The following is a 26,329-nucleotide window of genomic DNA, read 5'->3' on the forward strand; positions in this document are numbered from 1 at the left end:
AGGTCGGCTTGGAATCAACCTAAGTTCTTTTTCTGCAATTTTTCTCTTTGATTACAGTCCAAGGTAGAGAATTCTGTCCGTTAGAAGGTTCCAAAAATGCAAGATTTCGTAGACCTTGGGGAAAAAATCATCTTCCTCGTTATGTTATTTGCGAGTATTCTCGCGATTGCTGTATTTATTGAAAGGTTGATTGTTTATAAACGTAATTTTAACAAAGAATCAGAGTCACTTCTGGATTCGCTCACTCTTCTTATCCGCCATAGAGACTTAAAAGGGACTGAAAAACTCCTGGAAACCCATCCTATGGAAAATTCCTACACTCGGTTCATGCATTTTGTATTGGAACGAGAAAAGGAAAACCACAAAGGCCTCGAGGAATTGATGGAAGGGAAAATTTTGAAAGAAAAATTGGGTCTGGAAGAAAGACTTCCGATTCTCAACACCCTTGGAAACAACACTCCCTTCATTGGACTTTTGGGAACCGTTCTCGGGGTCATCAAAGCTTTTTATGGCCTAGGAACTTTAGGAAATTCAGGTGCGGAAGTGGTGATGCGTAGTATCTCGACTGCCCTTCTTGCAACGGCAGCTGGACTTGCTGTGGCAATTCCTGTGGTGATGGCAAATAACTACTTCACACGTAAAATGAAACTCATCATTGGTCATTTAGAAATTCTTTCTAAGGAAATCCATGCAAGTTTTATCACGAGTGGAAAACACAACCAATCCTCTAGTTCTACACCTAACATTCACCACTAGAAGATCAATTCATGCAATCATTTACCTTGTATCTGCAATACAAACTGAGACGGTTCGGACTCTTTCGGGCCAGTCTCTTTGCTTCCGTGGGATTGCATTTATTTTGTTATCTGATTTATTTTATACTCACACTTCCGAGCAGTGCTGCTTTCCAGGAAACATCGATGGAAGACATGGATGTATCTTTTGAAGAAATTCCTCCCGAACTCATCGGTGGAACTTCGAGTCCTGCTCCTGTCGAAAAACAGGAATGGGTGGAAGGATCAAACAAAGATGCCGAAGAAAAACCCGATAACTCAGACTTAAATCCCAACCAACTCTCTGGAAATGGAACCGATAAAGACGGGTATTTATTTTCCTTTAATGGAGATCGTCCTCCCACTCCCATCATTGACTTTGATTTAAAAGCTTATTTTCCAGAAGCGGCTAAGGCCGCCAACATCAGCCAAAAGACTGTGGTGGTTATGGTGCAAGTTGACGAACATGGAGTTTTGCAAGGTGTCAAAATTGTTTCTGGTAGAGCCGGTTATGGTTTTGATGAAGCTGCCATTCGCATCATCCAAAGAGCTCGATTTTCACCTGGTTATGACAAAGGAAAACCCACTCGAATGGCACATAGACTTCCCATCAGTTTTGATTTAGAAGAGGACTGAAATGTTAAGGAACAACAAACAAAGAATTGCCATTGGAACCGTTTTTATTGTGGTTTCAGTGATCATTGCAGGGTTCCAGGCCAAACCCATTACCGGGAAAACTGAATCTAAAACTTCTGCAAGAAAACCAGGCCTTGTTCCCGATCCATTCGAACTGTACCAAACCATCCCCCCGTTCCGAGCTCAAGGGACCAGTTCCGACCTTCCTGGAAGTTTGGATCTTAGTAATGAATTCCCATCTCCCCCAGACCAAGGAATTTACAAAGATAATGTAGGTTATACGGTGGGTTTCGGACTCATTTCTTATTTGGAAGCCAAAAAAAAAGGGATTCGGAATTTATCTTCCATATCACCCACTTCTGCGAATGGACAAAAAATACTCTACTCACCTAACTTTATATACAACCAATTAAACAGTGGGAAAGACCAAGCAGTATCTCTTTTGGATGCGTTGGTCCTTGCAGAAAGCCGAGGTTCTGTCTCTTTAGAACAAATGAACGAATCCTCTTCCAGTTTCCGCACAAGACCGAAAGCTGATATAGTTGAGTTTGGAAGAAAAGCTAGGCTTCGAAGAATTTATCGAATCGAACCACATGACCTGACGACCATCAAACTTGCATTAATTGAAAAAAAACCAGTGCTTGTAAGTTATTTGGTGTTTGAAAATTTTCGTGACCCAAAACCAGATACAGTTTTTGAAATCGGAACGGGCGAAATTGTAGGAGCCCAGTCTCTTGTCATTTTAGGTTTTAATGATAAAAAGAAAGCATTCAAAGTATGGAATTCTTGGGGATCTACTTGGGGAGACCAAGGGTATCTATGGGTTTCATACGATACATTCCCTAAATATACAAAATCTGTATATGTTGCCGATTCCGAAACCGAAAACGAACTCCTGACTCCAAACAAACTGAATGATGCTTTGGAATCATTAGAATATGGGGAGCACAACCTTTATCCTCCAAAAGAAGTATTTGCTTCCCGGGGAGATTTTTCCGATCGCATTCGCATAAGTTGGTCTAGAGAAAAAAGAGCCATAGGTTATGAAGTCTATCGCAAACGAAAAATCGATAACAAATACCAATTGGTAGGGCTTTCCAAACAAGCTTTCTTTGAAGACTTTGGAATTCAAAAAAACACAGCCTACAATTACCGAGTGGCTAGTTTAGATGAAAACTTTCTTTCGAAAGCCTCTCTGGATTCAAACGATGGTTATGCGGTTGAACCTCCGAAACCTGCGGGAATCCTTCCTGTAACTAACCTTAGGGCAACGGTAGCTCCAACAAATGATCGAATTTTATTAGAATGGGATCCGCAACCTATCTCTACCACTTATGCCATTTACAAATGGAATCCAATGGCCAGGATCTACCGATTTTTAGGCAAAACAGAAAAAACTTCCTACATTGATTTAAAAGCAAGTCGCAATGGAGATAGCGAAATCTACCAAGTGGTCCCAGAAAGAAACCAATTGATTGGTGAGTCGAGTTATTATGTTTCGGCTCACTTAGACCCTTCGGAAGTATTAAAACCACGGCCTATCAACCTAACTGCTTCCAAAGGATTGTATGCAGGAACCACGATTCTGCAATGGGAAGGTTCGCCGAGTGCTCTTGCCTATCATATCTTTCGTAAATCGAATGGATCATGGAAAGAAATTGCAAAAACTACAGAACTTCAATTCAAAGATAATGAATCCACTGATAAAGAATCATTTTATGCAGTAGCTTCTGAATTTGAGGGAAATTTGTTTAGTCATCCATCGGAACCGGACATTGGGTTTCCATCTCTTGTGGCCGGCAGGTCTTTAGGAATCAAACCTCCTGAACTCAATGTTTCTGAAAATCGAAAGACAAGCGAATTTTTATTCAGCTGGAATGCGATTCCCAAAGCAACGTCTTACAAAATCTATATGCGCAAAAAAAATGATCCTGAATGGAGTCTTGTCAAAGAAACTCCAGATACAAATTTCAAATTACAAAATCTAACCAAAAATCAGTTTTATTTTTTTGCAATCCAAACTGTTTCCAACGGAAACGGTGAAAGTTTATTTTCAAAACCTGTGACATCAGTGATTTCAGAAACTGTGATCGATACAAAAAAAGTGAAAACTTTTGGAGAGTCCGCCATACAAAAGTTTATTGGTCCTTGGACTGCTATGTATTGGGACGGGAAAAACAAAGTGAAACCAGTTCGTTTGACCATTGAAGCCGAAGATGTGGAAGGAAACATCATCATGAAATGGAATGAAAATGAAATCTTCCGTGGCAAAAACATTGTAGACTCTGACCTATTAGAAGAAAAAGGCAAATGGAAAATTAAACTATCACCTAACTACGATTCCTTATCAGGTGAATTTGAAGACAAAGGATTAGTTCCAGAAAAAAGCCAAATGTCTTTTATTAGAGAGTAAACCAAAACTCGAAACTAAAAGATAGTTCCGCTTTCGCAGTTTTTACGACAAGTTTTCTCTAAACCTATACAACTTCCTACAAGTGCGGCCAAGTCTGGGCCGCTATAATCGGGACTGTTCGTCGCGATTTTATAAAATGCGTCATTTCTTAAAAAACAATTACCTTCTATCGTAGAACATTTATTTCGTTCGTAACAAGCCGAACGAAACGAAAATGGCGAACCACAGTTTATAAAAAAAATCAATGCCAGCAGTGGAAAATAAATTTTCATAATGTGATGGTTTCGTTTTCAAATTCATTTCTACCAAATGAAGAAATGGATTTTAATCCACCCGATACATTCTGAAACAGAACTTTACCCTTGATCGTGATGGGGATATCAAATAAAATTTCACCTGTTACTTTCAATTCTTCACAATGCACTAAAGACGGATACTTTTGGAAAAGATGATCGAATTGATGTATTTTTTTATAATAGGTTTCATCAAGTTGGACAAGAATTTCCCCAAGCCCTGCGGCCTTTCTTTCCTTTGTCATCGTGAGTGAAAAGTCAGAATTAAGTACATAGGCATCGGAACGACGAATCAAATAATCTTCAGTTTTTTTAACAGGGGCAAACCTGTCTCGTGGGATGATGATTCCTTTAAATTTAGAAAAATTTCCCACAGCACTTCCCATAGCCGTCTCTAATTGGATCACTGATTTCCCTTCTACTTGTTTGGGATTGACAATAAGTGATAAGGAAAAGTTTCCTTGGTTAAATCTTTCTTTTAAGGCACGAAGATTGATCCAGAGATTGTTCGTTGAAAAAGTTCTAAATTTGCCTAGCCCACTAAACTCATTTTCATGTTCTTTGGGAACTTGAGCTGTTTCTAATAACTCATATTTTATAAATTTCCCACCAACCATTTTGCGGTAGATGGCCCCTCCCTTTTTGTCTGCTAAAGTTTTAGGAGTCATTTCCATTGCAAAATGAATGTCTTCTTTTAATAGATAACTAACAATATGCGGATCAACAGTGGCACCTAAGTTGTCCCCATTGGAAAGAAAGGCAATTTCATAACCTTTAGAAAGTAATTCATCCAAAATGCCTTCTTGGACCATCGTAAAATAAATATCACCATGACCAGGTGGGCACCAGTTTTCTTTTTCATTTTTGTTTTGGATGGGCGCAAATGTTTCTGCATCTAACCTTGGAACTTTGTTTTGTAAAAAACTAGTTCTAAGAGTTTGTTTGAATCCGTTTTTTTCTAATTCCTTTTGTGAGTCTTTTTGTGTATTATAAGAATCCATAAAAAGGAGAGGAACATCTATCCCATACTCGGAACGGATGTATTCAATTTGTTTTGCCATAACGGCAAGAAAAGACATCGAATCCTTAATCGGTATCAGGGACTTGGCCTTGTCCAAACCCATACTGGTTCCAAGTCCGCCATTGAGTTTGATGACAACCAATTTGGAAAGTAAACCTAAATCTGTAGGATAGGATGAATGTATGGATTCTAAAGAAATTTCATCGGTTTTTGGATCTAAATCGCCAACTTCTTCCCATTTGACAATTCCGGTTTCGCCGTTTCTCACAGCATCCACCTTCGTGATAAAATCGGCAATGAATGCATCTGTGAGGCCTGCCGCTTTCATGGTTTCTCTGATCAGTTGGTCCGATTTCTGTTTTTCCATATCATTTCCCTTCGTGTGGTTCCCCAAGTTCAATCCTGTAGGGCTCATCCGAAATCCCTGGATTCCATAAAAAAAATACGAGAATACTGCGGCCCTCTACTTTGGGAACAGCAACAGTTTCCTTTCTTTCGTATTTTGGCATAAAAACTTCGAAATTGTACATCCAATACTTACCCTTTTTTCTGGTTACTTGGCGTATCCCCTGTTTCAAAGGATCGTTTCTAGTCAATTTTCCATAAGGAAGGGGGTATTTTGTTTCCCAAATTTGGGGCAAAAGCTTCGCTGCATCTTCATAATTCCCGGGATTTGCCCAGAGAAAGCTTGAGAAAAACCCAAAACATAAAATAAGTGAGAAACTCAAACGCATACGATTCTAAAAGGCAATCCTATGTGAGTACGGTTATCGGTCAATTCAGGAATTCTTCTGGTGTAGGAATTGATTTTCATAGACAAGAATTGAGTCTGGCAGAATTATTTAATTCATGTTTCGATTTATAGAATATCTGGAACGTTTTTGGGCGCTTCTATCGTTTTATCTCCCCAGCCATTTGTTTGTGGAAAACAATAAGGATAAAAACATTTTGATAGTCCCTGGTTTTCAGGCTGGGCGTTCCTACTATTCGAGACTTAAATCCAATTTAGATAATTTGGGTTTTAAAGTAGGAATTCTTTCCACTCTCAGAAACCCCCTTTCCTTGGAAGAGGCTGTCAAACATCTTGCCAGCCAAATCCTAACGGCACCTAACGAAGTTACTTTGATTGCACACAATACGGGAGGACTCCTCGTTTTGATTTTGCCTGATGAAGCCAGACGAAAGGTGAAACGACTCATCACTCTCGGAACTCCCTTTCATGGTTCAGATCGTTTTACGAACACAAGACAATCCTATTGGGGTTATGAATCTGATTGGGTAAAAACAAATTACAAAAATGCATTGTTCTTTCCCCTCTTCCAACCTCTATCTGCGATTGAAGATTTTTCCTTTCCTCCACAAGAAAGTACAGAATTTGGCCAAGGCCGTGATCTTTGGTTCGACATTCCAGGGAATTATAACTTAGTTCGTCGAAACGAAAACATTCGGACTCTTAGAGAATTTTTAGGTACACCCAAAGACAATATAAACATTCCTGCTTCACCAAAAGCAAATCCAGAGTTTGCTGTCCCTAAAAAGATTGAAGTGGATTTTTCAAAATACGAACCATCAGTTTACAAAAAGAACCAAAAACAATTAACAGCAAAAAAGAAATCGGCAGCAAAAAAAGCCAAACCAACACAGAATCAAAAACAGATAGCGAAACCAAAAGCCAAAAAAAAGACGAAAAAACGTTAGATTTTTAGAGTTTTTACAAAAAAAACTGCCCGCCAAACAGCGGACAGTTTTTTCATTCTAAATCTGTTCTTTAGTAGAATCGATTTATTAAACTTTCTTTAATTCCTTTACGCAAGCAAGGCAGCTGTCTCTGCATTCTTTACAAACTGCGTGGTGGTTCGCATGTTTATCACATTCTTTAGCACAAGCCTCACAAACTTCAATACAAAGGTTTGCTAACTTCTTTGTATAAGTAGAAGATTGGCTTGCGAGTTTTACAAAGGATTCACATAAACTAATCACTTCTCTTGTACTTGTGGCGCAAGCCGCTAGTGACTTATCTCCCTTTCCTAGTTCGGTAAGACAATGACTTAGGCAAACCTCAGCCGCAAGTTGGCAATGCATTGCTGCCATCATTGCTTTTGAATATTTGGATTTTCCAGAAGTGGAAGCTGCCATAGTGGAGTGATCATGGTCTTCTGCGGAAAGTGTAGATAAAATCCCTGAAACGGCAACTGCCATTCCGGCTTTTTGTAATAATTCTTTGCGATTCATAATATATAACCTCTGTTAAGTTTTAAAAACAAATAAATTCAAAATCACTTCACCTAAAAAATAGGTGTGGCGATCTCAAATCAGAAGTCGTATCGTCTTTGTGGGGAAATAAATAGGGAAATGGCGCTGGTCCGAAATAAGACGCGTTGTGAATGAATTTTGTAGAAACTGTGGTTTTAAAACGGAGAACCCGTTTCCGCTCCAAGCCAGAAATTTTATCTGCTTCCAGATCGAAAAATCTGTCCCACTAGAAGATAGAAGTTCTTCATGTGTGATAGGGCATTCGCAAGAATTTGTAGAATCCTCTTTGGAATCTGTAGTTTGGTGACAAGGCGGAACACTGACACGTTCTACAAATTTCTCTGCAGAAGTACAAAATCCGAATGCGGAGGATTTACACCCTAAATAGGCGAGAAAAATTAGAATGAATCCAATTACAAACTTACGTTTCATGCTCTTCCGCTACAGTGCTTAGACGATCTTATCTTACTCTTTAAAATAAATTCTTCAAGCCTTTTCCTGCCACAATAAAGGTTCCGATGGTAGATCCTATCTGAGGAAGAAAAAAAACGAGAAAGATATGAAGGACACGATTTTTCCAAAACCCAGCTACAGATTCTGAATCATCTGCAATGTGTTCGAAGTCTTCCACAAGTGGTTTTCGCAAATAGGATTCGGATAAAGCACTCACCCAACCTGCTTTAAAGATGGGAACAAAGGTTCCAATCGGTGCTGTGATAAAAGCAAGTAAAATAGAGATGGGATGTGCCCAAGCAATGAGAGCACCAAGGGCAGCAAGTCCACCTTTGATATAAATGAGTTTTGAGAATAAATCCATCCCTGCTTCGCCGCCTTGACTCCAAGTGGTATACCCAATCAGGCCGGCAAAAAAAACAGGATACAAAATAAGACTAATATTGTCCCACCATTTGCGTTTAGGAACTTCATCTAACACAGATAAATCGTTAATTGATTGAATATTTCGTTCGATCCCAGCTAAATGTCCTGCACCCACAACAGCCAAAACTTTTTTGGCCGAATTTCCTTCTGCAGCTTGGCGAATTTTTTCTGCTAAATACACATCCCTTTCATCAATGATGACATGTTTGACAGACTCATATTTTTTGGGAATTTGAGAGAATAAATCTTTGAGAATGTCATCTGATTTCATCTCTTCAATTTTATCATCTGAAACATCTTCACGAACCAGAAGAGAAGTAAGTAGAGCGCTAAAAAGATACATTTTAGAGAAAAATCCTACGTTTCCCCAAGACCTTTTTAATGTGGTTTGGATTTCGCGGTCTACGGCAATGACTGGTTTTTCCAGTTCTCGACCCAGAGTGATTGCTTTTCGCATTTCATCTCCAGGTTTGATATCTTTGTTTCCAATTTTTTTCTGGAAGGAAGACAGAATAAGACTGGATAAAAGTAACCACATCTTTCTTTCTTTAAAAACTTTAAATATATCTAATTTTTTTAGATAATCGGGGTCTTCTACAGACTTCATCCTAGATTCACATAACTCTACACAAATGATATCTGGTTTTAGTGTCTGAATCATTTTTTCGACTTCTTCTACACTTTGTTTGGACACATGGGCCGTTCCAAGGATGTGAACTTCCGTTTTTCCTATGGTTTGGAAAAGATATGGTTCCGTTGTTTTGGAACCTTTTTTGGTAGAATTTCTTGGGGGAGTTGATTTTTTGATTGAACGCATAAGGAAAGGTTACTATCTATAATACCTAAGTAACGGTTCCACTCTCTAGAAACAAGTAGAATGTCTATAAAATCCAAAATCATCAATGTGGGAATTGCCGACATCAAGGTCGGAAAAGATATGGATGTGCTCCGAACTACATTGGGTTCGTGCATAGGAATCGTTTTGTATGATCCAGAACAGAAAGTGGGAGCCATTTCCCATATCATGCTTGCCAAAGATCCCACAGGTAAAGATGCGATAAAGTTTCCGCACAAGTACGGAGAAACTGCCCTACCCATTCTCATTGAGATGATGAAACAACAAGGTTCCAATATTGGGCAATACTCTTGCCGTATGTTTGGTGGGGCCTCCATGTTCAAAGGAATCAACTCCCAGTTTTTGCAAAACATTGGGGAACAGAATATCATTATTGTCAAAAAATTTATGGAAGAGAATAAAATCCCTGTCATTGTGGAAGATGTGGCGGGGAACGAAGGAAGAACGATCAGTCTTTACTGTGACGATGGACGCGTGTTGTTAAAAAAAGCTGGTATGGAAAAATACCTTTATAAGGTGCGTTAGGCGAATATGCTAAAATCGAAGGTTGATGAAATATTACAAGACGTAAATAAACTACCTGCCATTTCGTCGGTTGTATCAAAGGTATTGGAAAAACTCCAAAAACCAGACGTAAATATTGCAGACCTAGCTCAGGAAATTTCTAAGGATCCTGCCATTACCGCAAACGTAATTAAACTTTCTAACTCGGCTTATTACAGAGCATCCAAACCCATTCGTACGGTCCAAGAGGCACTTATGACTCTTGGAATCAAAACAGTAAAAGAAATTGTACTACTCACTGCAGCCAAAGGCATCCTATCGCAAGACCTAAATAGTTACCAACTAGAGGCAGCCCAACTTTGGTCCTCTTCTTTACTCGTAGCAGAACTTTCTAGTAAAATCGTACAACATAAAAAACTTAAAATTGATAAGGACCTTGCCTTTACTTCTGGATTGTTATGTAGTGTTGGTAAAATCGTTTTGGCCCAGTTCTTTAGTCCGGTAATGATGCAAATCAAAGCAGATCTAAAAGACAACCAAGAACCCTTCCCTAACTTAGAGAAAAAGTACTTTGGATACACTCATATGGAAGTGTCCGAAAACCTCTTAAAACGTTGGAACTTTCCACAAGAACTTACAGATGTAGTTGCTAATTACCTAACCCCAGAAAATTCGAAAAATAATCCAATTTTAACATCTGTGGTACATATTGCGAGTATCCTCATTGTTGTGTCTGGAATTGGTATCGATATCGGTGGGGAATCTGTCCCTATTTCCCCTTTTGCACTTAGCCAAACAGGTGTTACAGAGGCAGATATCGAAACCTACTTTGTTCACATCCCTGACTTACAAGCCGGTTTAGCTGATTTGTTAAACGTATAGTTTTTAACCATCGTACTACAAAAGTTTGAACCAGATTTTATGAACATTATATTTATTGGAGCAAGAGGCGCAGGTAAATCGAAGGTCTCTCGTTCTCTTTCGAAAAAAACAGAATTCCCCGTTGTTTCTACTGATTCTATTGCTGTTTACGAAGCTGGCGGCATTCCCATTCCTAATTTTGTAGAAAAGTTTGATTGGAAAAAATTTCGTGAATTAGAATATTCCATTTTGCAAAAACTAGAAAATGCTGATGGAATTATTTTGGATTGCGGCGGTGGAATACTATTCGATTTGGATGAATCTGGAAACGAAATTCCAAGTAGGAGAAAACTAGATCTCTTACGAAAAATCGGACGAATTGTATATTTAGAACGAGGTCTGGAAGAATTACTAGAAAAAGTGAAAGGAGATGCAACAAGGCCCGACCTTTCCAAAGTGGCGTCTTACCGTTCTATTTTAGAAAAAAGATTACCGGTCTACCAAGAAGCTGCTCATTTTAAGCTGAATTTATCCAAACTCACGAAAGAAGAAGCCGCCGAACGAGTACTCGACTGGCTTGGGATCAAATCCAAATAATCAGATTTTTTACGAGCTATCAAGCCAAGTGATAAGGCGAAAAGTTAACTCAGGCATTCTCCAAAACCAAACTTCAAAATTTCTCTGGTCTGCCCTAAAAACGAACCAAAACCTGCCGCCAGGATTCTCTCAAAGATACGCTTGGAATTAAACAAATTACCTACGGAATTTACAGTTCGCTTGTTTCTTGTACTCTAAGATTTTTTAGACCATATCCGATCTTGTTCAAATAAATAGCTAAATGATGCGTATATAAACCGATTGTACTAAAAACATGCATTTTCTTATGTTTGATTTTGCCTAAAAATAAATCATTTTGCTGAAAACAAAATAATTGGACAGTACACCTAAATTCAAAAACAAGGTACAGTAATTGCTTTAGAGTAGGGTACGTATGTCAAAATCTAACCAACCACCCATCCTTCCGCCACTTGGCCCACAGGCCCAAGGTATGTATGATCCTGCCTTGGATAAAGATTCCTGTGGTGTTGGTTTTATCGCAAATTATAAAGGCAAACGTTCCCGGGACATCGTAGACAAGGGAATCCGCCTCATGTGTAACCTAGAGCATAGAGGGGCAGAAGGTGCTGATCCAAAAACCGGTGACGGGGCAGGGATCATGATTAATATCCCTGATGCATTTTTTAGAAAAGTTCTCCCCTTCTCGTTGCCAAAAGAAGGCGACTATGCAGTGGGATTTTTGTTCCTCCCTCAAAACACAGAAGCCCGAACTGCCGTTGAAAACGTAATCGAAAAAATCATAGTCGATGAAGGGGAAGAGTTTCTCGGATTTCGCGATGTCCCCATTAACAAAGAATATGCGGGCGTTGTCGCATCGAAAACCATCCCAGTTTTCAAACAAGTATTCATAGGTAAAAAATCCAAAAAAAATAAAACTTCTGACGACTTCGAAAGAAAACTATTCCTCATCCGTCGCCTCATTGACAGACGAATCCGTACAGAGATGAAACTGGATCGTTCCCAGTACTATGTACCAAGTTTTTCATCCCGTACGATTGTATACAAAGGGATGTTACTTGGTGACCAAGTCAAAAAATTCTATGAAGATTTAAAATCTCCTGACTTAACTTCTGCGTTTTGTTTGACTCACACTCGGTTTTCAACAAACACCTTCCCTACCTGGGATTTGGCTCACCCTTACCGACAAATTGCCCACAATGGTGAGATCAATACTCTACGGGGGAACATGAACTGGATGGCGGCTCGCCAAATGGTGATGCAATCTCCACTTTACGGTGATGAACTGCGCCGTATGCTTCCTATCGTGATGGAAGGCCAGTCTGATACGGCAACCTTTGATACAGTTCTTGAATTACTTGTAATGGGTGGTAGATCTCTCCCTCATTCAGTGATGATGATGATTCCAGAAGCTTGGTCCAAAAACAAAGCTATGGATGCCGACAGACGCGCGTTCTACGAATACCATGCAACCTTCATGGAACCTTGGGATGGTCCAGCTGCCATCGCTTTCACTGATGGTAGAATCATTGGGGCTACCTTGGATCGTAACGGACTTCGCCCTGCGCGTTTCATTGTTACCAAAAACGATGAAGTGATCATGTCCTCGGAAGCAGGTGTACTCAACCTTCCACCAGAAGAAGTTTTAACCCAAGACAGACTTCGTCCAGGCCGAATGCTTCTCATCGATATGGAAAAAGGACAAATCCTAGACGACGAAGAAATCAAAAAACAAATCGCTACCCAAAAACCTTATCGCAAATGGGTAGAAGACAATATGATTCGTCTAGGATCTTTGCCAGATCCTGAGAACGTAAAACAACCGCAACACGAAACTATTTTAGAACGCCAAAGAGCATTTGGTTACACTCACGAAGATGTGTTTACCATCATCAAACCGATGGGTGTTTCTGGAGAAGAACCAATTGGTTCTATGGGTGTGGATTCTTCCCTTGCAGTACTCAGTGAAAAACCACAACCCCTATTCCGTTATTTCAAACAAAACTTTGCGCAAGTTACCAATCCACCGATTGATCCAATTCGGGAAGAACTTGTGATGGAACTTACAACCTATATCGGACCAGAAGGAAACCTTCTTTCCGAAGAGCCGGAACATGCACATCGATTGGAATTGGAACACCCAATTCTTACCAACGAAGATTTCGAAAAAATCAAACAAATCAGTGAAGGACATTTCAAAGCCAAAACTTTTGAAATCCTTTTTGATCCTTCTAAAAAACATGATATGAGAAACTCTCTCGACCGTGTTTGTGCCGATGCTGCCAAAGCGGTTCGCGAACAAGGGGTAAACCTCATCATCTTAACCGACCACGGAGTGGGTGAAAAAAAAGCAGCCATCCCTTCCCTTCTTGCTGTAGCAGGACTCCATCACTATTTAATTCGGGAAGGTCTTCGCACTCGAGCAGGAATTGTTTTAGAATCAGGGGAACCAAGAGAAGTGGCCCACTTTGCCTTGTTATGCGGTTATGGTGCAAATGCCATCAATCCATACCTTGCTTTTGAAACTATTGCCGATCTTTCCCAACAAGGTTTACTCCCAGAAGTCCCTAATTACAAGGATGCAAAAAAGAAATACATCAAATCCATTGGGAAAGGACTTTTTAAAGTATTCTCAAAAATGGGAATTTCCACATTACAATCGTATTGTGGGGCTCAAATTTTTGAAGCCGTGGGACTTGATTCCGAACTCGTTAACACATACTTTGCAGGAACTCAATCTCGCATTGAAGGACTTTCTCTTGAGATGTTGGAAGAAGAAACCGTTCGCCGCCACAAAGCAGCTTATGATCCTACTTTTTTCCCGAACAACCTAGAACCAGGTGGAGTGCACTACTATCGTAAAAATGGTGATAGCCATCTTTATACACCGATTACAGTTCACAAATTACAAAAAGCAACTCAAGACAACGATTACAAAGTGTTCAAAGAGTTCTCAAGCCTAATCGATAACCAAAACGAAAAGGCAATCACTCTTCGCAGTTTGTTCCAACTTGATTTTGAAGGTTCGAAAGCAATTCCTATCGAAGAAGTGGAGTCTGTAAAATCCATTCTCAAACGTTTCCAAACAGGTGCTATGAGTCATGGTTCCATTTCTTGGGAAGCACATACCACTCTTGCGATTGCCATGAACCGAATTGGTGCTAAATCGAACACAGGTGAAGGTGGAGAAGATCCAGTACGATTCAAAACCCTTCCGAATGGAGATAGCATGCGTTCGGCGATCAAACAGGTTGCGTCTGCAAGGTTTGGTGTGACTATGGAATACCTCACCAATGCCGATGATATCCAAATCAAAATGGCACAGGGCGCCAAACCAGGTGAAGGTGGACAGCTCCCAGGACACAAGGTAGACAAATACATTGGTTGGCTTCGTTATTCCACTCCAGGTGTAACTTTGATTTCACCTCCTCCTCACCATGATATTTATTCCATCGAAGATCTAAAACAGTTGATCTTTGATTTAAAAAACTCGAATCCAAGAGCCCGTGTATCTGTGAAACTTGTCTCTGAATCGGGTGTAGGAACTGTGGCGGCCGGTGTGGCCAAAGCACATGCGGATCATATCCTAATTGCAGGTCACGAAGGTGGAACTGGGGCAAGCCCGATTTCTTCCATCCACCATGCAGGAACTCCTTGGGAACTGGGACTTTCCGAAACTCACCAAACTCTTGTCGCCAATGGACTTCGTGACCGTGTGTATCTGGCTGTGGATGGGAAACTCCTCACTGGAAAAGATGTGGTTGTCGGAGCTCTCCTTGGTGCAGAAGAATTTGGATTCTCTACTTCCGCACTGGTTTCAGTGGGTTGTATCATGATGCGTAAATGCCATCTCAATACTTGCCCAGTAGGTGTGGCAACTCAGGACGAATTCTTACGAAGTAAGTTTACAGGAAAACCAGAGTATGTTGTAAATTTCATGACCTTTGTTGCAGAAGAAGTTCGTGAGATTATGGCAAAACTTGGATTTAGAACGTTTGAAGAAATGATTGGCCAAGTGGAAAAAATCAAATTCAAACGACCTCACCACCATTGGAAGGCTCGTGGTCTTGATTTTAGTAAAGTGCTCCATAGACCAACTCCTGTGTTCCCTACCGGACTCTATCGTGCTAAAGAACAAAACCACCACTTGGATGAACAGATTGATAACGAACTGATCCGTAAGTCACTTGCTGCGATTGATCACAAACAACCTGTGAAAATCCAAACATCCATTGTGAACCTGAACCGTTCTGTAGGAACCATGCTTAGCCACGAAGTGACTAAAAAATATGGTGTGGATGGATTGTCAGAAGACACAATTGATATCGAATTTACAGGAACCGCAGGACAGTCGTTTGGTGCTTTTGTGACGAAAGGAATGACACTTCGCCTGGTGGGTGAAGGAAATGACTATGTAGGAAAAGGACTTTGTGGTGGAAAACTCATCTTCCAAACTCCTAAAAATGCTCCTTACAAAGCAGAAGAAAACATAGTCATAGGTAACACTTGTTTCATTGGGGCAACGAGTGGAAACGCTTATGTCAATGGGATTGCTGGCGAAAGATTCTGTGTTCGTAACTCAGGAGCACATGTCATCGTAGAAGGAACCGGAGACCACGGTTGTGAATATATGACTGGTGGTCGGGTCATCATCCTCGGAGACATTGGACGTAACTTTGCCGCTGGAATGTCAGGTGGAATTGCTTACCTTTGGGATCCAAAGAAAAATAAAGAAGCTCTCATCAACAAAGAGATGGTCGACTTAGATCCGTTAACTGATGCTACCGAAATTGCAGAAGTGAAAAAGATGATCGAAGATCATAAAACTTATACTGGGTCCAAACGAGCAGAAGAAGTGCTGAAGGACTGGGAAACTGTAGTCAAACAAATGATCAAAGTCATTCCAAGAGATTATAAAAAAGCTCTAGAAAAAATGGCGGAAGAAAACGCTTCAGGAAAAGCAAACAAAGAGGGGGTAACGGCTCGTGGGTAAACCAACAGGATTTTTAGAATTTAAAAAAGAATACCTTCAGAAGATTGAACCAAAGGAACGTGTTAAGAACTATAAAGAGTTCGAAAAACCCTTTCCTGAAGCAATTGCCAAAGACCAAGGGGCTCGTTGTATGGACTGCGGGATTCCTTTCTGTCATGGTGATACAGGTTGTCCTGTGGATAACCTGATCCCTGAATTCAATGACTTTGTCTACAGAGGTCGCTGGAAGGAAGCATGGGAAAATCTTTCGAAAACCAATAACTTTCCTGAGTTTACAGGAAGGCTCTGCCCTGCTCCTTGTGAGTCGGCCTGTACATTAGGAATCATCGAACCACCAGTATCGATCAAATCGATTGAAAGAACGATAATCGATCGTGCTTGGGAAGAAGGATGGGTCATCCCACAACCTCCTGTTTCTAAATCTGGAAAAAAAGTAGCAGTCGTTGGTTCAGGTCCTGCAGGTCTTGCCGCCGGACAGCAGTTAGCTCGTGCCGGACACACTGTAACCATCTTTGAAAAGAATGATCGCATTGGTGGCCTACTCCGTTACGGAATTCCCGATTTCAAAATGGAAAAAAGACATATTGACCGCCGCATGAAACAAATGGAAGCAGAAGGTGTTACCTTCAAAACCAATGTCAATGTAGGTGTTGATATTACCGCAAAACAATTACTTGCTGATTTTGATGCAGTGGTTCTTGCTTGTGGATCAGAAGTTCCAAGAGACCTACCCGTCGAAGGTAGAAACAGTAAAGGCGTTTATTTTGCTATGGAGTTCTTGTCTAAAAACAACAAACACGTAGCAGGTGATGCCATTGAAATCATCAATGCCAAAGACAAACATGTGATTGTTATTGGTGGAGGTGATACTGGATCTGATTGTGTAGGAACTTCTAACCGTCATGGGGCAAAATCTGTCACTCAAATCGAACTTTTTCCAGAACCTCCCAAAGAAAGAGATGTTTCTACTCCTTGGCCTTTGTATCCAAAAATGTTCCGCACTTCCACCTCACACGAAGAAGGTGTAAATCGGAAATGGGCTGTTTCTACTATGGGTTTTAAATCCAATGAAAAAGGCGAATTAACTTCCATTTACGGATCCGAAGTAAAAGAAGAAAATGGAAAGTTTAACCCAGTTCCTGGAACCGAATTTGAATGGCCTGCTGATTTAGTTTTTCTCGCTATGGGATTTGTAAACCCCGTCAAAGAAGGATTACTTGCTGATTTGCAGAAAGAAGGATTGGAACTAGACGGACGAGGGAATGTGAAAGCGGATTTCGGAACCAAACCAGGATCCTTTGCTACTTCCGTTCCTAAAGTTTATGCTTGCGGAGACGTAAGACGAGGGCAATCCCTCATTGTTTGGGCCATTTCGGAAGGAAGGAAGTGTGCGGACCAAGTTCACCATTTCCTAATGCAAGAAGTAGAGGCATAAAAACCCTCTACTTACTGTCCACATTTGGAACATACTTTATCATAACAGGGATAATTTATTTCCAATTGTGGATTGACTTTAGAATCGTCTTTTCCAAAAAAATTCTTGCCTAACTTCCAAATTGCAAAAATCATTGGTGAGACCAATTGAAACGTAGCAAGTAACACTATAGAGATTGTTATATAATATTCCAACACCTGAGATACCCTTGAAACTGACTATTACACAATTCATTAAAATCGCAACACTTTTGGTAGTGCTCACAGGAAACCTATCCGCCGAGAACATCCTCCTCAAAAAAGGGGGAACTCTCCAGGGGAAGGTAGTCGAACAAGACCAATATAAGCTAAAAATTCGAAAAGAAGACGGAACCATAGTCGTTTTAAATAAAACAGATATTCTCAAAGTAGTTTATAAAGACCACCTAACTGCTGCAGAGGAAGACAAACTCAGAAAAGCAGAAGAAGACAAAGAAAGGCTTAAAAGAGAAAAAGAAGAAGCCGCAAGACTCAAAAAAGAACAGGAAGAAGCAGCAAAACAAGAAAAAGAGTTGGCTGCCAAAAATGCATCCGCTGATGCAGAAGCAAAACGAAAAAGAGAAGAAGAACTTAGACTTGCAGAATTAGACCGAAAGAACCTAACACGAGGTGGGGCAACTTGGAGATCTGCTGTCCTTCCTGGTTGGGGTCAATGGAAACAAGACCGAAAAGTACAAGCCATTGTTTATCCATCGATCATTGCGATTGGTCTCTTTTTCACATACGACAAACATCGTATGTATTTAAATGCAAAACGTGATTATAACAATTTAGATAACCCATACACAACCAATGGGTATTTTCGTGCTGCCTTTTCTCCTCAAACAGCAGCCACAGTTTCCCCAGCGGAAGCAGTTGTATCAAGTCAGTTTGGACCTTTCAAAGGACAAAGAGAATCTGTGGAAAGACATTACCGAGATATGCAGTACATTGGTGTAGCTACATTGTTAGTTTATTTTTGGAATATCTTCGATGCTTATTACTTCCATCCAACAGGTACTGGACTAACACAAGAAGACACACGCAAAGAAAAATTCTTTATGCATTCCACAGTGGACCGCGTAGGATTCCACCCTACTGCTGTTGCCGGGGATCGCGGCATCGAACATCGTACTCAATTAGGATATGAATTTACTTTTTAACTCGCATTAAGGGAGTGATCCCCTAATCCCCACATTTTAGATTAATTCTAACTCTCAACTACCCCCCTTGACAAATATCAAGGGGTATGAATCAGAACCTCATTCTGTTTTTCTTTCTTTTCTTCGTCACTTTATAGACAAAGGAATTAGTTCTCTATATAAATGGAACTGATAAAGATTAAGGAGAGAAACATTGGCTACGGAAAAAACTCAATATGACGATTTTATCGTAAAAGGGTTTATCATTTCAGCGTTAGTCTGGGGCGTTGCATCAATGACATTTGGTGTCATTATTGCCTTCCAGCTTGTATATCCACAGCTGAATTTTGAATTACCTTGGACGAGCTTCGGAAGGTTACGACCTCTACATACCAATGCAGCCATTTTTGGTTTCGCGTTGAGTGTTATCTTCGCCACAGCCTACCATACGGTACAAAGATTGTGTCGAACAAGAATGTGGAACGACACACTTTCCAAAATACACCTGGCACTGTATAACCTAACTATTGTCCTTGCAGCGATTACATTACCACTTGGATACAGCCAATCAAAAGAATATGCCGAATTAGAATGGCCTATCGATTTATTGATTGTTGTATGGTATGTAATTTTCTTTGCAAACTATTTGATGACGGTAATCAAAAGAAAAGAAGAGCAAATGTATGTAGCGATTTGGTTCTACATTGCTTCCTTTGTAACAGTTCCACTTCTTTTTATCGTAAACAACATTGTCATCCCAGCAGGTCTTTTAAAATCCTACTCGGTATACGCTGGTGTGTTTGATGCCAACATCCAATGGTGGTATGGTCACAACGCGGTAGCCTTTGTTCTTACGACTCCGTTTTTGGGACTTATGTACTACTACCTCCCAAAACACATCAAACAACCCATCTACTCACATAGACTTTCGATCATCCATTTCTGGTCGTTAATCTTTATCTATATTTGGGCGGGTCCTCACCATTTACTTTACTCTCCAATTCCAGAATGGTTACAAACAACAGGGATGGTTTTCTCCATCATGTTATGGATGCCTTCTTGGGGTGGTATGTTAAACGGATTTTTAACGCTGACTCAAGCCAAAGACAAAATCAAAGTGGATGCTACCCTCAAAATGATGTTAGCTGCCGTAACTTTTTATGGTATGTCGACTTTTGAAGGTCCTCTTCTATCCATTCGTGCTGTTTCTGCTCTTGGACACAACACTGACTGGATCATTGGTCACGTTCACTCAGGAACTCTTGGTTGGGTTGGATTTATGTCAGCCGCAGCACTTTACTACTTAGTTCCAAGACTTTGGAATGCAAACCTTTATAGCGAAAAACTTGCCAACGCACACTTCTGGCTAGGAACACTCGGTATCCTACTCTACATCATCTCCATGTGGGTATCTGGTATTACTGAAGGTTCTATGTGGCGAGCAGTTGGCGAAAATGGCGAACTCGTTTATAAAGATTGGGTGGAAATTGTTGAGTTCTTAAAACCATTCAGATTATTCCGCGCGATCGGAGGAACACTCTATCTAACTGGAATTGTTCTTATGGTGTATAACTTTATCAAAACCATTCAAAACAAAGATAGTGGGTTTGTAGAACAAGACTTACGTATAGGAGTGAAATCATAATGTTTGGATTTAACAAATTCTTAGATTGGTTTTCTGAAATAGCAGACCATTGGGATACAAAGGGTGTTAAGTTTACTCTTTATACAACGATTGCCGTTGTGATTGGTGGACTTTTCGAACTCATCCCTCCGTTTTTTCTTACAAAAACGGTAACTCCGATTTCAACTGTGAAACCATATTCCGCATTGGAACTAGCGGGTCGTGACACTTACCAAAGAGAAGGTTGTATCGGATGCCATACACAAATGGTACGCCCTTTCAAATGGGAAGTAGATCGTTTTGATCCAACTAAGGCTTACGGACGAACTGGATATTCAAAAGGTGGAGAGTATGTTTATGACCATCCATTCCTTTGGGGATCCAAAAGAACTGGTCCAGACTTAGCACATGAATCTCAAATGCTTCGTTCTGATGAGTGGCATAAAAACCATTTGATCAACCCAAGAACAGTGGGTGGTGTACCTAACTCGATTATGCCAGCTTACCCTTGGTTATTCGAAGAATCTCATAAAGTGGATGTAGAACAAGTTGTTGCTAACATGAAAGCTTTAAAGTCCATCGGTGTGCCTTATACAGAAGAAGATTTTGCCAATGCACCTTCTCTTCTTAAAGACAAAACCGAAGGTCAAGCACTTGTTGCTTACCTACAAAAACTTGGAAGAGATTCAGCTGAGTTACAAAAAGGTATGAAATAAGATCATGAACGATGCAGATATTCTACTCGTTTATAAAAGTCTGAGATTGCCGATCCTTGTGATCGCAATCTCTTACATCACCTACTACGTTTATAAAAAACGTACAAAAGACGAAATGGAGAAACCCAAGTATAGAATGCTTGAGGAGGATTAATACGAATGAAAGAACCAAAAGAAGTAGACGGAATCTTCCAAGCCGACAACCCCATGCCCACTTGGTGGAAATTGGTCTGGTTGATCAGTATCATCGTTTCCATCGGTTACGTTGTATACTTTCACTGGTATTCTGAATGGCCACAAGAGGTTGCCTTTGAAAAAGAAGTTGCAGAACACGAAGCGCAATTTCCAGCAAAACAAGCCGTTGTTGCAAATACAGAAGATGGCTCAAACCCTTATCGTGATGATGCAGTGGCGATTAAAGAAGGCGAAGGAACATACAAACAAATTTGTTCTGCTTGCCACGGCCCAACTGCAGAAGGTGCTGTAGGACCAAGTCTTGTGGACAAGGATTGGATTCATGGAAACACTGATAAAGAAGTGTTTAACAACATCATGAAAGGAATTGGACCTGAAAGACAAAAACTCAACCGAGGTGGAATGCCAGCTTGGGAAGGTTTAGGTGCGGAGAAAGTTTATGCTGTTATGGCATGGCTTGCAACTAAAAACAGTAGTTTGGTAAAGGCAAAGTAAAATGATCATTTCAAGACCACAAACAGGGAAGGTAAGAACACGAAGAAACTTCGTAATGAGTTTTCTCGTAGGTTTATTTTTAATCGCTCCTTGGGTGGTGTTACCAGAAGGTAGCCCCCTCATTCGGTTGGATATCCCACATAGGGTATTTCACTTGTTCGGTGGTCTTTTTATCCCACAAGAAGGACTGATCTTATGGTTTTTCCTTCTTACGATGGGACTTTCACTTTTCTTTTTCACCTCCGTCATTGGCCGTGTTTGGTGCGGATGGGGGTGTCCTCAAACCATTTATACCGATCTTTTCGATCGAATTGGTCGGTTTGTACTAGATTCTAAATATGGAAAAAAAGATGCCTCCATCGTAGGCAAATACACAGTTTATTTTCTTTGGATTGTTGTCTCTTTTATCGCATCTTTTCATTGGATTGCTTACTTTGTTAGTCCTTACGAAATGTTGGCGGACTATGTAAATCTCTCTTTCGTAAATCAATCATACTTTTATTTTACATTATTTTTTACGGCAGCAATGTTTATTGATATCGGATTTATCCGGGAACAATTCTGCAGATATGCCTGTCCTTATGCAAGGTTCCAAACTCTCCTTATGGATGAACATTCTTGGAACGTCACTTATGATTTCAAACGAGGAGAACCTCGTAGAGACGGAAAAACCAAAATTGGGGATTGTATCGCCTGCAATATGTGCGTGGTGGTCTGCCCGACTGGGATCGATATCCGCGATGGATTACAAGTGGGATGTGTGGCCTGCGGAAAATGTGTGGATGCCTGCACTTCCATCATGGCCAAAGAAAACAAAAAAACTTTAATTGGATACTTCTCTCTCAAACAAATTGAAACAGGCGCAAAAATCAAATGGATCAGACCAAGGACTGTGATTTATGCCATCTTACTCACAGTTGTGATCACAGGTGCCATCATCCAACTTATAACGAGAACTCCTATGTCGATGATTGCTGCATCAAATAAATCGATGCCACCCATCTTAATTCCGGACAATAAAATTAGAGCCTTCGTCGCTCTACGCATTCAAAATATTGCACCGATTGAAAAAGAATTCCAACTTTCGGCTTCTGATACAAGACATGGAAAAGAAATCCTAATTCGTTCTGGCGAAGAAAACAACAAGTTCAAATTAGGATCAGGCGAAATCAAAAGTATTTCTGTGGTATTAGAGACACAGTCCCTCACAGAACAAGAATTAAATGAAGGTTACTTACCAGGATCCATTGTATTAGAAAATGCAGAAGATCCAGAGGAACGATTGGAGAAAAAACTCTCCTTAACATTACCAAGGAGGTAATGATGTTTAAAGAATTACACCCCAGCTTAAGAAATGCCATGTATGTGGTTCTGTTTAGTTTTACAGCACTTGTGGCGGCTACATTTTATACCATTCGTTTGACCTACAAAAACTTTGAACCTGTAATGGACAAAAACTATTACGAAATAGGTTTGAACTACGAAAAAGCCATCGAAAACCAAAAGGAACTTTTGAAAGAAGGTTATCTGATCAAAACCAATTGGGACAACCAAGTCCTACTCCCAACGGGAGAATCAGAAATTTTGGTCCAACTAGAAAAAGATGGAGTATTAACGAACGTTAGTGCAAAATCGATGACAGTATATTTGGAAAGAAATGCCACTACCAAAAATACAGCACATTTTAATTTAAAACCAACTAACAATGGATTTGTTGGAAAAATCCCACTCCTAGAAAAGGGCACTTGGAATTTAAGACTGGTTGCTGATATAAATGGAAAGGCTTTTGAACGAGAAGGAAAAATATCTGTTAAATGAACGAAACTGTTTCCGATCTAACAAAAACAGAATGTGACCACTGCGGTAATCAGATCCGGTTGGTAAGGATCGAAGCAAAAGTTGGAAATGCTACAAAGGTTTTTTGTTGTGAAGGATGTGAGACAGTTTATTCCATCATTAACTCACTCGGTGGAAGTTATTACTACAATTTAAAAGGAAATACAAAACTCGATCCAGTTAGGATCGAGGACTCTGATGCAGATGTAGAAAACGAACTTGTTTATGAAAAATTTGTTCGTAAGTCAGGAGAATTTTCCGAAGTTTCTGTACAAATTACCAATATCCATTGTTCTGCTTGTGTATGGATCAACGAAAAAGTTTTAAACGAAGAAGAAGGAATCCTTTCCGCTCAAATTAACTTTGCCTCTGGTCGTGCTCGGATTCGGTTTGACCGATCCAAAATCAAAATCTCTCGCATTTTATCTCTGATTCGTGCCATCGGTTATAAACCCGTACTGTTTTCGCCAACAGAAGGCACCTTGGAAAAAACAAAACAATTAAAGACCCTACTCTTACGCATTGGAGTGGCAGGATTTTGTTTTGGAAACATCATGATCCTAAGTGTGGCTTTATATTCCGGTTACTTCACTGGAATTGATTTGGACATCAAACGTCTCTTCCATTATGCATCCTGGGTTTTTGCGACACCAGCTTATTTATATTCCGGTTATCCTTTTATGTCCGGATTTTTAACAAGCATCAGGCGACGAACCTTATCTATGGATTTCCTATTATTTTTAGGAATATCAATGGCCTACTTCTATTCGGTATATGTAACACTGACTGATATTGGTGAAGTATATTTTGATTCTGTCGCAATGATTTACTTCTTTATTTTAATTGGGAAGTACTTCGAAGAAAAAGCAAGAGTGTTTGCTTCCGACAAATTGGAGTCCATTCTTTGTAAACTTCCCGAAACATCGGTGAGAGTTACAGAGTCAGGAGAAGAAACCATCCCGAGTTCGGAAATTAAAATTGGCGATACGATTCGAGTGGCTCCAGGAAAACGAATCCCTGTCGATGCCATCCTTGTATCCGAACAAACCTATGTAGATGAATCTTTTTTGACTGGTGAGTCTTTACCCATTCGAAAAAAGAAAGGAGACTCCATCCTGGCCGGGTCCCTCACTATGGACAACCCAGCTCTCATCGTTGCGGGGTCGGACTACCATGCATCAACTCTATCTTCCCTCAAACTCAGATTAGAAGAAGCCTTACATCTCAAACCAAAATTACAAATCCTGACAGAACGAATTGCTTCTTACTTTATCACTGTTGTCTTTGGCCTAGCCTTTCTTTGTTTTTTTGTATGGTATTATGTATCAGGTGGAAATTTAGAACAAAGTCTTGTCACAACTATTTCTGTCCTAATTGTTGCCTGTCCATGTGCACTTGGGATATCTGTTCCAACGGCTCTTGTCACCAACCATATCCTCAATGCTGATAAAGGTGTGCTCTTAAAAAATCCATCTGTTGTGGAAGCACTTGCAAAAGCCGATACCATTTTCTTAGATAAAACAGGCACACTAACAGAAGGGAAGTTTTTAGTAAGACAAGTATCAGTCAAAGAGGAACACCTACCACTTGTTTATCGAATTGAAAAAGAAGTCAATCACCCTCTTGCAAAATCTCTTGTGAAGTATTTACAACCCTTTAGTTCTGTTACCAAACGAGCTGAGTCTATTGTACTATCCCATTTAGAAAACATTCCAGGAAGAGGGGTCAAAGCGGAGATAGAAGTGGATTCTAAAAAACTATTGGTCCTCATAGGGAATAAAACTTTACTCGAAACTGAAAAAATCCCTATGGAAAATTTACCTGAAGGAGAAGGTTCTTTGATTTTACTAGCTGTGAATGGAATGTATCTGGGAAGTTTTTTACTCGCCGATGAAATCCGTCCAGGGGCTCGTTCCTTCGTTTCCTTACTCAAACATTTTGTTCCGAATATTTCAATCCTTTCCGGAGACCGTTTTGCGGCAGTGAAATTTATTGCTGACTCACTTGGTATTGAAAAATATGTTTCAGACCTTTCCCCTGAAGACAAAAGAAATATCATCAGTAGTGCGCAAAACTCGGGGAATGTAGTCATTATGGTGGGAGACGGGATCAACGATAGTTTGTCTTTGGCACAAGCCAACGTTTCCATCTCGCACACAGAAGCGGAAGACCTTTCTTTAGAAAAGTCAGATGTAGTGCTGACTTCTGGAAATTTAAATGGCCTTGTCCACTCCCTACTCTCTGCAAAAAAAACAAGAGAGGTGATTTTACAAAACATTATCATTTCTTTTTGTTATAATTCAATTATGTTGCCTCTTGCCATGTTCGGACTTATGTTACCTGTGATCTGTGCTGTATTTATGGCATGTTCTAGCTTGACAGTCCTTCTCAATTCTCTTTCTATAAGAATAAGGATCCCCCAATGGAAGCCCTCTACTTAACGATACCGATGGCAATGTGTATTGCCGCATTTTTTCTTTATGTCTTTATCACAGCCTTTCGCAAAGGCCAGTTCGAAGACATTGAATCACCTAAATATAGAATGTTCTTTGAAGAAGAATATCCTCAAGAAAACCAATCTAAATCAAATTCAACTGATGGACCAACTAGCAAATCTTAGTTTTTTTGGTTCCATTTTTTTATATGGATTTGTTAGCAGTTTCCATTGTTTAGTAATGTGCGGTCCCTTTATTTCGCTTTTACAAACAGATAAAGGAAAACAAATCCCAATTTATCTCTATCATTTCGGAAGAATGGTTTCCTATTCATTTCTTGGTATGGTATTAGGATTTCTTGGGAAAGGTGCGAATG

The 26,329-nt window shown here is 40.1% G+C and carries 24 protein-coding genes; 19 read left to right on the forward strand and 5 right to left on the reverse strand.

Features of this window, described 5'->3' with window-relative positions:
- Nucleotides 1-96 precede the first annotated feature (96 nt).
- The 3 genes from EHQ31_RS09110 to EHQ31_RS09120 are packed head-to-tail and all read left to right on the forward strand — an operon-like array spanning nucleotide 97 to nucleotide 3,822.
- Nucleotides 97-756: a MotA/TolQ/ExbB proton channel family protein gene (locus EHQ31_RS09110; protein ID WP_004788069.1), complete on the forward strand. Its 660-nt coding sequence runs from the start codon at nucleotides 97-99 to the stop codon at nucleotides 754-756.
- Between the two features lie 11 nt (nucleotides 757-767).
- Entirely contained in the window at nucleotides 768-1,409 is a 642-nt protein-coding gene (locus EHQ31_RS09115) for an energy transducer TonB (RefSeq protein WP_135568521.1), read from the forward strand.
- A 1-nt stretch (nucleotide 1,410) separates the two neighbouring features.
- Nucleotides 1,411-3,822, forward strand: a complete 2,412-nt coding sequence (locus EHQ31_RS09120) for a fibronectin type III domain-containing protein (RefSeq protein WP_135568522.1) — start codon at nucleotides 1,411-1,413, stop codon at nucleotides 3,820-3,822.
- A gap of 14 nt (nucleotides 3,823-3,836) precedes the next feature.
- Here the strand turns inward: EHQ31_RS09120 and EHQ31_RS19070 are convergent, their stop codons facing one another.
- The 3 genes from EHQ31_RS19070 to EHQ31_RS09135 are packed head-to-tail and all read right to left on the reverse strand — an operon-like array spanning nucleotide 3,837 to nucleotide 5,777.
- Complete coding sequence (locus EHQ31_RS19070) at nucleotides 3,837-4,094, reverse strand: LA_0364 family Cys-rich lipoprotein (protein ID WP_135568523.1); 258 nt, start codon at nucleotides 4,092-4,094, stop codon at nucleotides 3,837-3,839.
- Nucleotides 4,091-5,503, reverse strand: coding sequence for a UTP--glucose-1-phosphate uridylyltransferase (locus EHQ31_RS09130; RefSeq protein ID WP_135568524.1), 1,413 nt, complete (start codon nucleotides 5,501-5,503; stop codon nucleotides 4,091-4,093). The genes EHQ31_RS19070 and EHQ31_RS09130 overlap by 4 nt, the downstream gene beginning before the upstream one ends.
- A gap of 1 nt (nucleotide 5,504) precedes the next feature.
- Complete coding sequence (locus EHQ31_RS09135; protein WP_244247328.1) at nucleotides 5,505-5,777, reverse strand: hypothetical protein; 273 nt, start codon at nucleotides 5,775-5,777, stop codon at nucleotides 5,505-5,507.
- A gap of 208 nt (nucleotides 5,778-5,985) precedes the next feature.
- On the opposite strand from EHQ31_RS09135, the gene EHQ31_RS09140 reads away from it, so the two are divergent.
- Nucleotides 5,986-6,834 carry an esterase/lipase family protein gene (locus EHQ31_RS09140; protein WP_135568526.1) on the forward strand — a complete coding sequence of 283 codons (849 nt, stop codon included), beginning with the start codon at nucleotides 5,986-5,988 and terminating at the stop codon, nucleotides 6,832-6,834.
- Between the two features lie 87 nt (nucleotides 6,835-6,921).
- Here EHQ31_RS09140 and EHQ31_RS09145 read toward each other — a convergent pair whose 3' ends face one another.
- Both EHQ31_RS09145 and EHQ31_RS09155 read right to left on the reverse strand, forming a co-directional pair.
- Entirely contained in the window at nucleotides 6,922-7,368 is a 447-nt protein-coding gene (locus tag EHQ31_RS09145; protein ID WP_135568527.1) for a four-helix bundle copper-binding protein, read from the reverse strand.
- Nucleotides 7,369-7,861: 493 nt separating this feature from the next.
- The gene (locus EHQ31_RS09155; protein ID WP_135568529.1) at nucleotides 7,862-9,085 is read right to left on the reverse strand and encodes a TraB/GumN family protein; all 1,224 of its coding nucleotides are present in this window, start codon (nucleotides 9,083-9,085) and stop codon (nucleotides 7,862-7,864) included.
- A 60-nt stretch (nucleotides 9,086-9,145) separates the two neighbouring features.
- On the opposite strand from EHQ31_RS09155, the gene EHQ31_RS09160 reads away from it, so the two are divergent.
- The 15 genes from EHQ31_RS09160 to EHQ31_RS09230 all read left to right on the forward strand — a co-directional run.
- Nucleotides 9,146-9,649, forward strand: a complete 504-nt coding sequence (locus EHQ31_RS09160) for a chemotaxis protein CheD (protein WP_135568530.1) — start codon at nucleotides 9,146-9,148, stop codon at nucleotides 9,647-9,649.
- A gap of 6 nt (nucleotides 9,650-9,655) precedes the next feature.
- Entirely contained in the window at nucleotides 9,656-10,510 is an 855-nt protein-coding gene (locus EHQ31_RS09165; protein ID WP_135568531.1) for an HDOD domain-containing protein, read from the forward strand.
- 39 nt (nucleotides 10,511-10,549) lie between these two features.
- On the forward strand, nucleotides 10,550-11,086 hold the full coding sequence (locus EHQ31_RS09170) for a shikimate kinase (RefSeq protein ID WP_135568532.1): 537 nt from the start codon (nucleotides 10,550-10,552) through the stop codon (nucleotides 11,084-11,086).
- Nucleotides 11,087-11,480: 394 nt separating this feature from the next.
- Nucleotides 11,481-16,058: a glutamate synthase large subunit gene (gene gltB, locus EHQ31_RS09175; RefSeq protein WP_135568533.1), complete on the forward strand. Its 4,578-nt coding sequence runs from the start codon at nucleotides 11,481-11,483 to the stop codon at nucleotides 16,056-16,058.
- Nucleotides 16,051-17,493, forward strand: coding sequence for a glutamate synthase subunit beta (locus EHQ31_RS09180; RefSeq protein ID WP_135568534.1), 1,443 nt, complete (start codon nucleotides 16,051-16,053; stop codon nucleotides 17,491-17,493). Before gltB ends, EHQ31_RS09180 begins: the two co-directional genes overlap by 8 nt.
- Nucleotides 17,494-17,701: 208 nt before the next feature.
- Nucleotides 17,702-18,673 carry an LA_0442/LA_0875 N-terminal domain-containing protein gene (locus EHQ31_RS09185; protein WP_135568535.1) on the forward strand — a complete coding sequence of 324 codons (972 nt, stop codon included), beginning with the start codon at nucleotides 17,702-17,704 and terminating at the stop codon, nucleotides 18,671-18,673.
- A 193-nt stretch (nucleotides 18,674-18,866) separates the two neighbouring features.
- On the forward strand, nucleotides 18,867-20,297 hold the full coding sequence (gene ccoN / locus EHQ31_RS09190; RefSeq protein ID WP_135568536.1) for a cytochrome-c oxidase, cbb3-type subunit I: 1,431 nt from the start codon (nucleotides 18,867-18,869) through the stop codon (nucleotides 20,295-20,297).
- A complete protein-coding gene (gene ccoO, locus EHQ31_RS09195; RefSeq protein ID WP_135568537.1) occupies nucleotides 20,297-20,992 on the forward strand; it encodes a cytochrome-c oxidase, cbb3-type subunit II in 696 nt (231 codons plus the stop codon). The genes ccoN and ccoO overlap by 1 nt, the downstream gene beginning before the upstream one ends.
- 4 nt (nucleotides 20,993-20,996) lie before the next feature.
- On the forward strand, nucleotides 20,997-21,146 hold the full coding sequence (locus tag EHQ31_RS09200) for a hypothetical protein (RefSeq protein WP_002991638.1): 150 nt from the start codon (nucleotides 20,997-20,999) through the stop codon (nucleotides 21,144-21,146).
- A 5-nt stretch (nucleotides 21,147-21,151) separates the two neighbouring features.
- Nucleotides 21,152-21,682, forward strand: a complete 531-nt coding sequence (locus EHQ31_RS09205) for a c-type cytochrome (protein ID WP_135568538.1) — start codon at nucleotides 21,152-21,154, stop codon at nucleotides 21,680-21,682.
- A 1-nt stretch (nucleotide 21,683) separates the two neighbouring features.
- Nucleotides 21,684-23,003, forward strand: coding sequence for a cytochrome c oxidase accessory protein CcoG (gene ccoG, locus EHQ31_RS09210; protein ID WP_135568539.1), 1,320 nt, complete (start codon nucleotides 21,684-21,686; stop codon nucleotides 23,001-23,003).
- Entirely contained in the window at nucleotides 23,003-23,500 is a 498-nt protein-coding gene (locus tag EHQ31_RS09215; protein WP_244247329.1) for a FixH family protein, read from the forward strand. Before ccoG ends, EHQ31_RS09215 begins: the two co-directional genes overlap by 1 nt.
- On the forward strand, nucleotides 23,497-25,959 hold the full coding sequence (locus EHQ31_RS09220; RefSeq protein WP_135568540.1) for a heavy metal translocating P-type ATPase: 2,463 nt from the start codon (nucleotides 23,497-23,499) through the stop codon (nucleotides 25,957-25,959). Before EHQ31_RS09215 ends, EHQ31_RS09220 begins: the two co-directional genes overlap by 4 nt.
- Nucleotides 25,941-26,138 (forward strand): cbb3-type cytochrome oxidase assembly protein, encoded by a 198-nt coding sequence (locus EHQ31_RS09225; RefSeq protein ID WP_100744836.1) that lies wholly within the window; start codon nucleotides 25,941-25,943, stop codon nucleotides 26,136-26,138. The genes EHQ31_RS09220 and EHQ31_RS09225 overlap by 19 nt, the downstream gene beginning before the upstream one ends.
- Nucleotides 26,116-26,329 (forward strand): sulfite exporter TauE/SafE family protein (locus tag EHQ31_RS09230; protein ID WP_135568541.1); only part of this gene is annotated, 214 nt, incomplete at its 3' end. The genes EHQ31_RS09225 and EHQ31_RS09230, both read left to right, overlap by 23 nt.

Source organism: Leptospira montravelensis (genome assembly GCF_004770045.1).
Taxonomy (GTDB): domain Bacteria; phylum Spirochaetota; class Leptospiria; order Leptospirales; family Leptospiraceae; genus Leptospira_A; species Leptospira_A montravelensis.

Excerpts from the sequence above, each read along its gene's own strand:
- EHQ31_RS09110 (WP_004788069.1), top strand. The coding sequence starts at position 97 with ATGCAAGATTTCGTAGACCTTGGGGAAAAAATCATCTTCCTCGTTATG.
- EHQ31_RS09115 (WP_135568521.1), top strand. The coding sequence starts at position 768 with ATGCAATCATTTACCTTGTATCTGCAATACAAACTGAGACGGTTCGGA.
- EHQ31_RS09120 (WP_135568522.1), top strand. The coding sequence starts at position 1,411 with ATGTTAAGGAACAACAAACAAAGAATTGCCATTGGAACCGTTTTTATT.
- EHQ31_RS19070 (WP_135568523.1), bottom strand. The coding sequence starts at position 4,094 with ATGAAAATTTATTTTCCACTGCTGGCATTGATTTTTTTTATAAACTGT.
- EHQ31_RS09130 (WP_135568524.1), bottom strand. The coding sequence starts at position 5,503 with ATGGAAAAACAGAAATCGGACCAACTGATCAGAGAAACCATGAAAGCG.
- EHQ31_RS09140 (WP_135568526.1), top strand. The coding sequence starts at position 5,986 with ATGTTTCGATTTATAGAATATCTGGAACGTTTTTGGGCGCTTCTATCG.
- EHQ31_RS09145 (WP_135568527.1), bottom strand. The coding sequence starts at position 7,368 with ATGAATCGCAAAGAATTATTACAAAAAGCCGGAATGGCAGTTGCCGTT.
- EHQ31_RS09155 (WP_135568529.1), bottom strand. The coding sequence starts at position 9,085 with ATGCGTTCAATCAAAAAATCAACTCCCCCAAGAAATTCTACCAAAAAA.
- EHQ31_RS09160 (WP_135568530.1), top strand. The coding sequence starts at position 9,146 with ATGTCTATAAAATCCAAAATCATCAATGTGGGAATTGCCGACATCAAG.
- EHQ31_RS09165 (WP_135568531.1), top strand. The coding sequence starts at position 9,656 with ATGCTAAAATCGAAGGTTGATGAAATATTACAAGACGTAAATAAACTA.
- EHQ31_RS09170 (WP_135568532.1), top strand. The coding sequence starts at position 10,550 with ATGAACATTATATTTATTGGAGCAAGAGGCGCAGGTAAATCGAAGGTC.
- gltB (WP_135568533.1), top strand. The coding sequence starts at position 11,481 with ATGTCAAAATCTAACCAACCACCCATCCTTCCGCCACTTGGCCCACAG.
- ccoO (WP_135568537.1), top strand. The coding sequence starts at position 20,297 with ATGTTTGGATTTAACAAATTCTTAGATTGGTTTTCTGAAATAGCAGAC.
- EHQ31_RS09200 (WP_002991638.1), top strand. The coding sequence starts at position 20,997 with ATGAACGATGCAGATATTCTACTCGTTTATAAAAGTCTGAGATTGCCG.
- EHQ31_RS09205 (WP_135568538.1), top strand. The coding sequence starts at position 21,152 with ATGAAAGAACCAAAAGAAGTAGACGGAATCTTCCAAGCCGACAACCCC.
- ccoG (WP_135568539.1), top strand. The coding sequence starts at position 21,684 with ATGATCATTTCAAGACCACAAACAGGGAAGGTAAGAACACGAAGAAAC.
- EHQ31_RS09215 (WP_244247329.1), top strand. The coding sequence starts at position 23,003 with ATGATGTTTAAAGAATTACACCCCAGCTTAAGAAATGCCATGTATGTG.
- EHQ31_RS09220 (WP_135568540.1), top strand. The coding sequence starts at position 23,497 with ATGAACGAAACTGTTTCCGATCTAACAAAAACAGAATGTGACCACTGC.
- EHQ31_RS09225 (WP_100744836.1), top strand. The coding sequence starts at position 25,941 with ATGGAAGCCCTCTACTTAACGATACCGATGGCAATGTGTATTGCCGCA.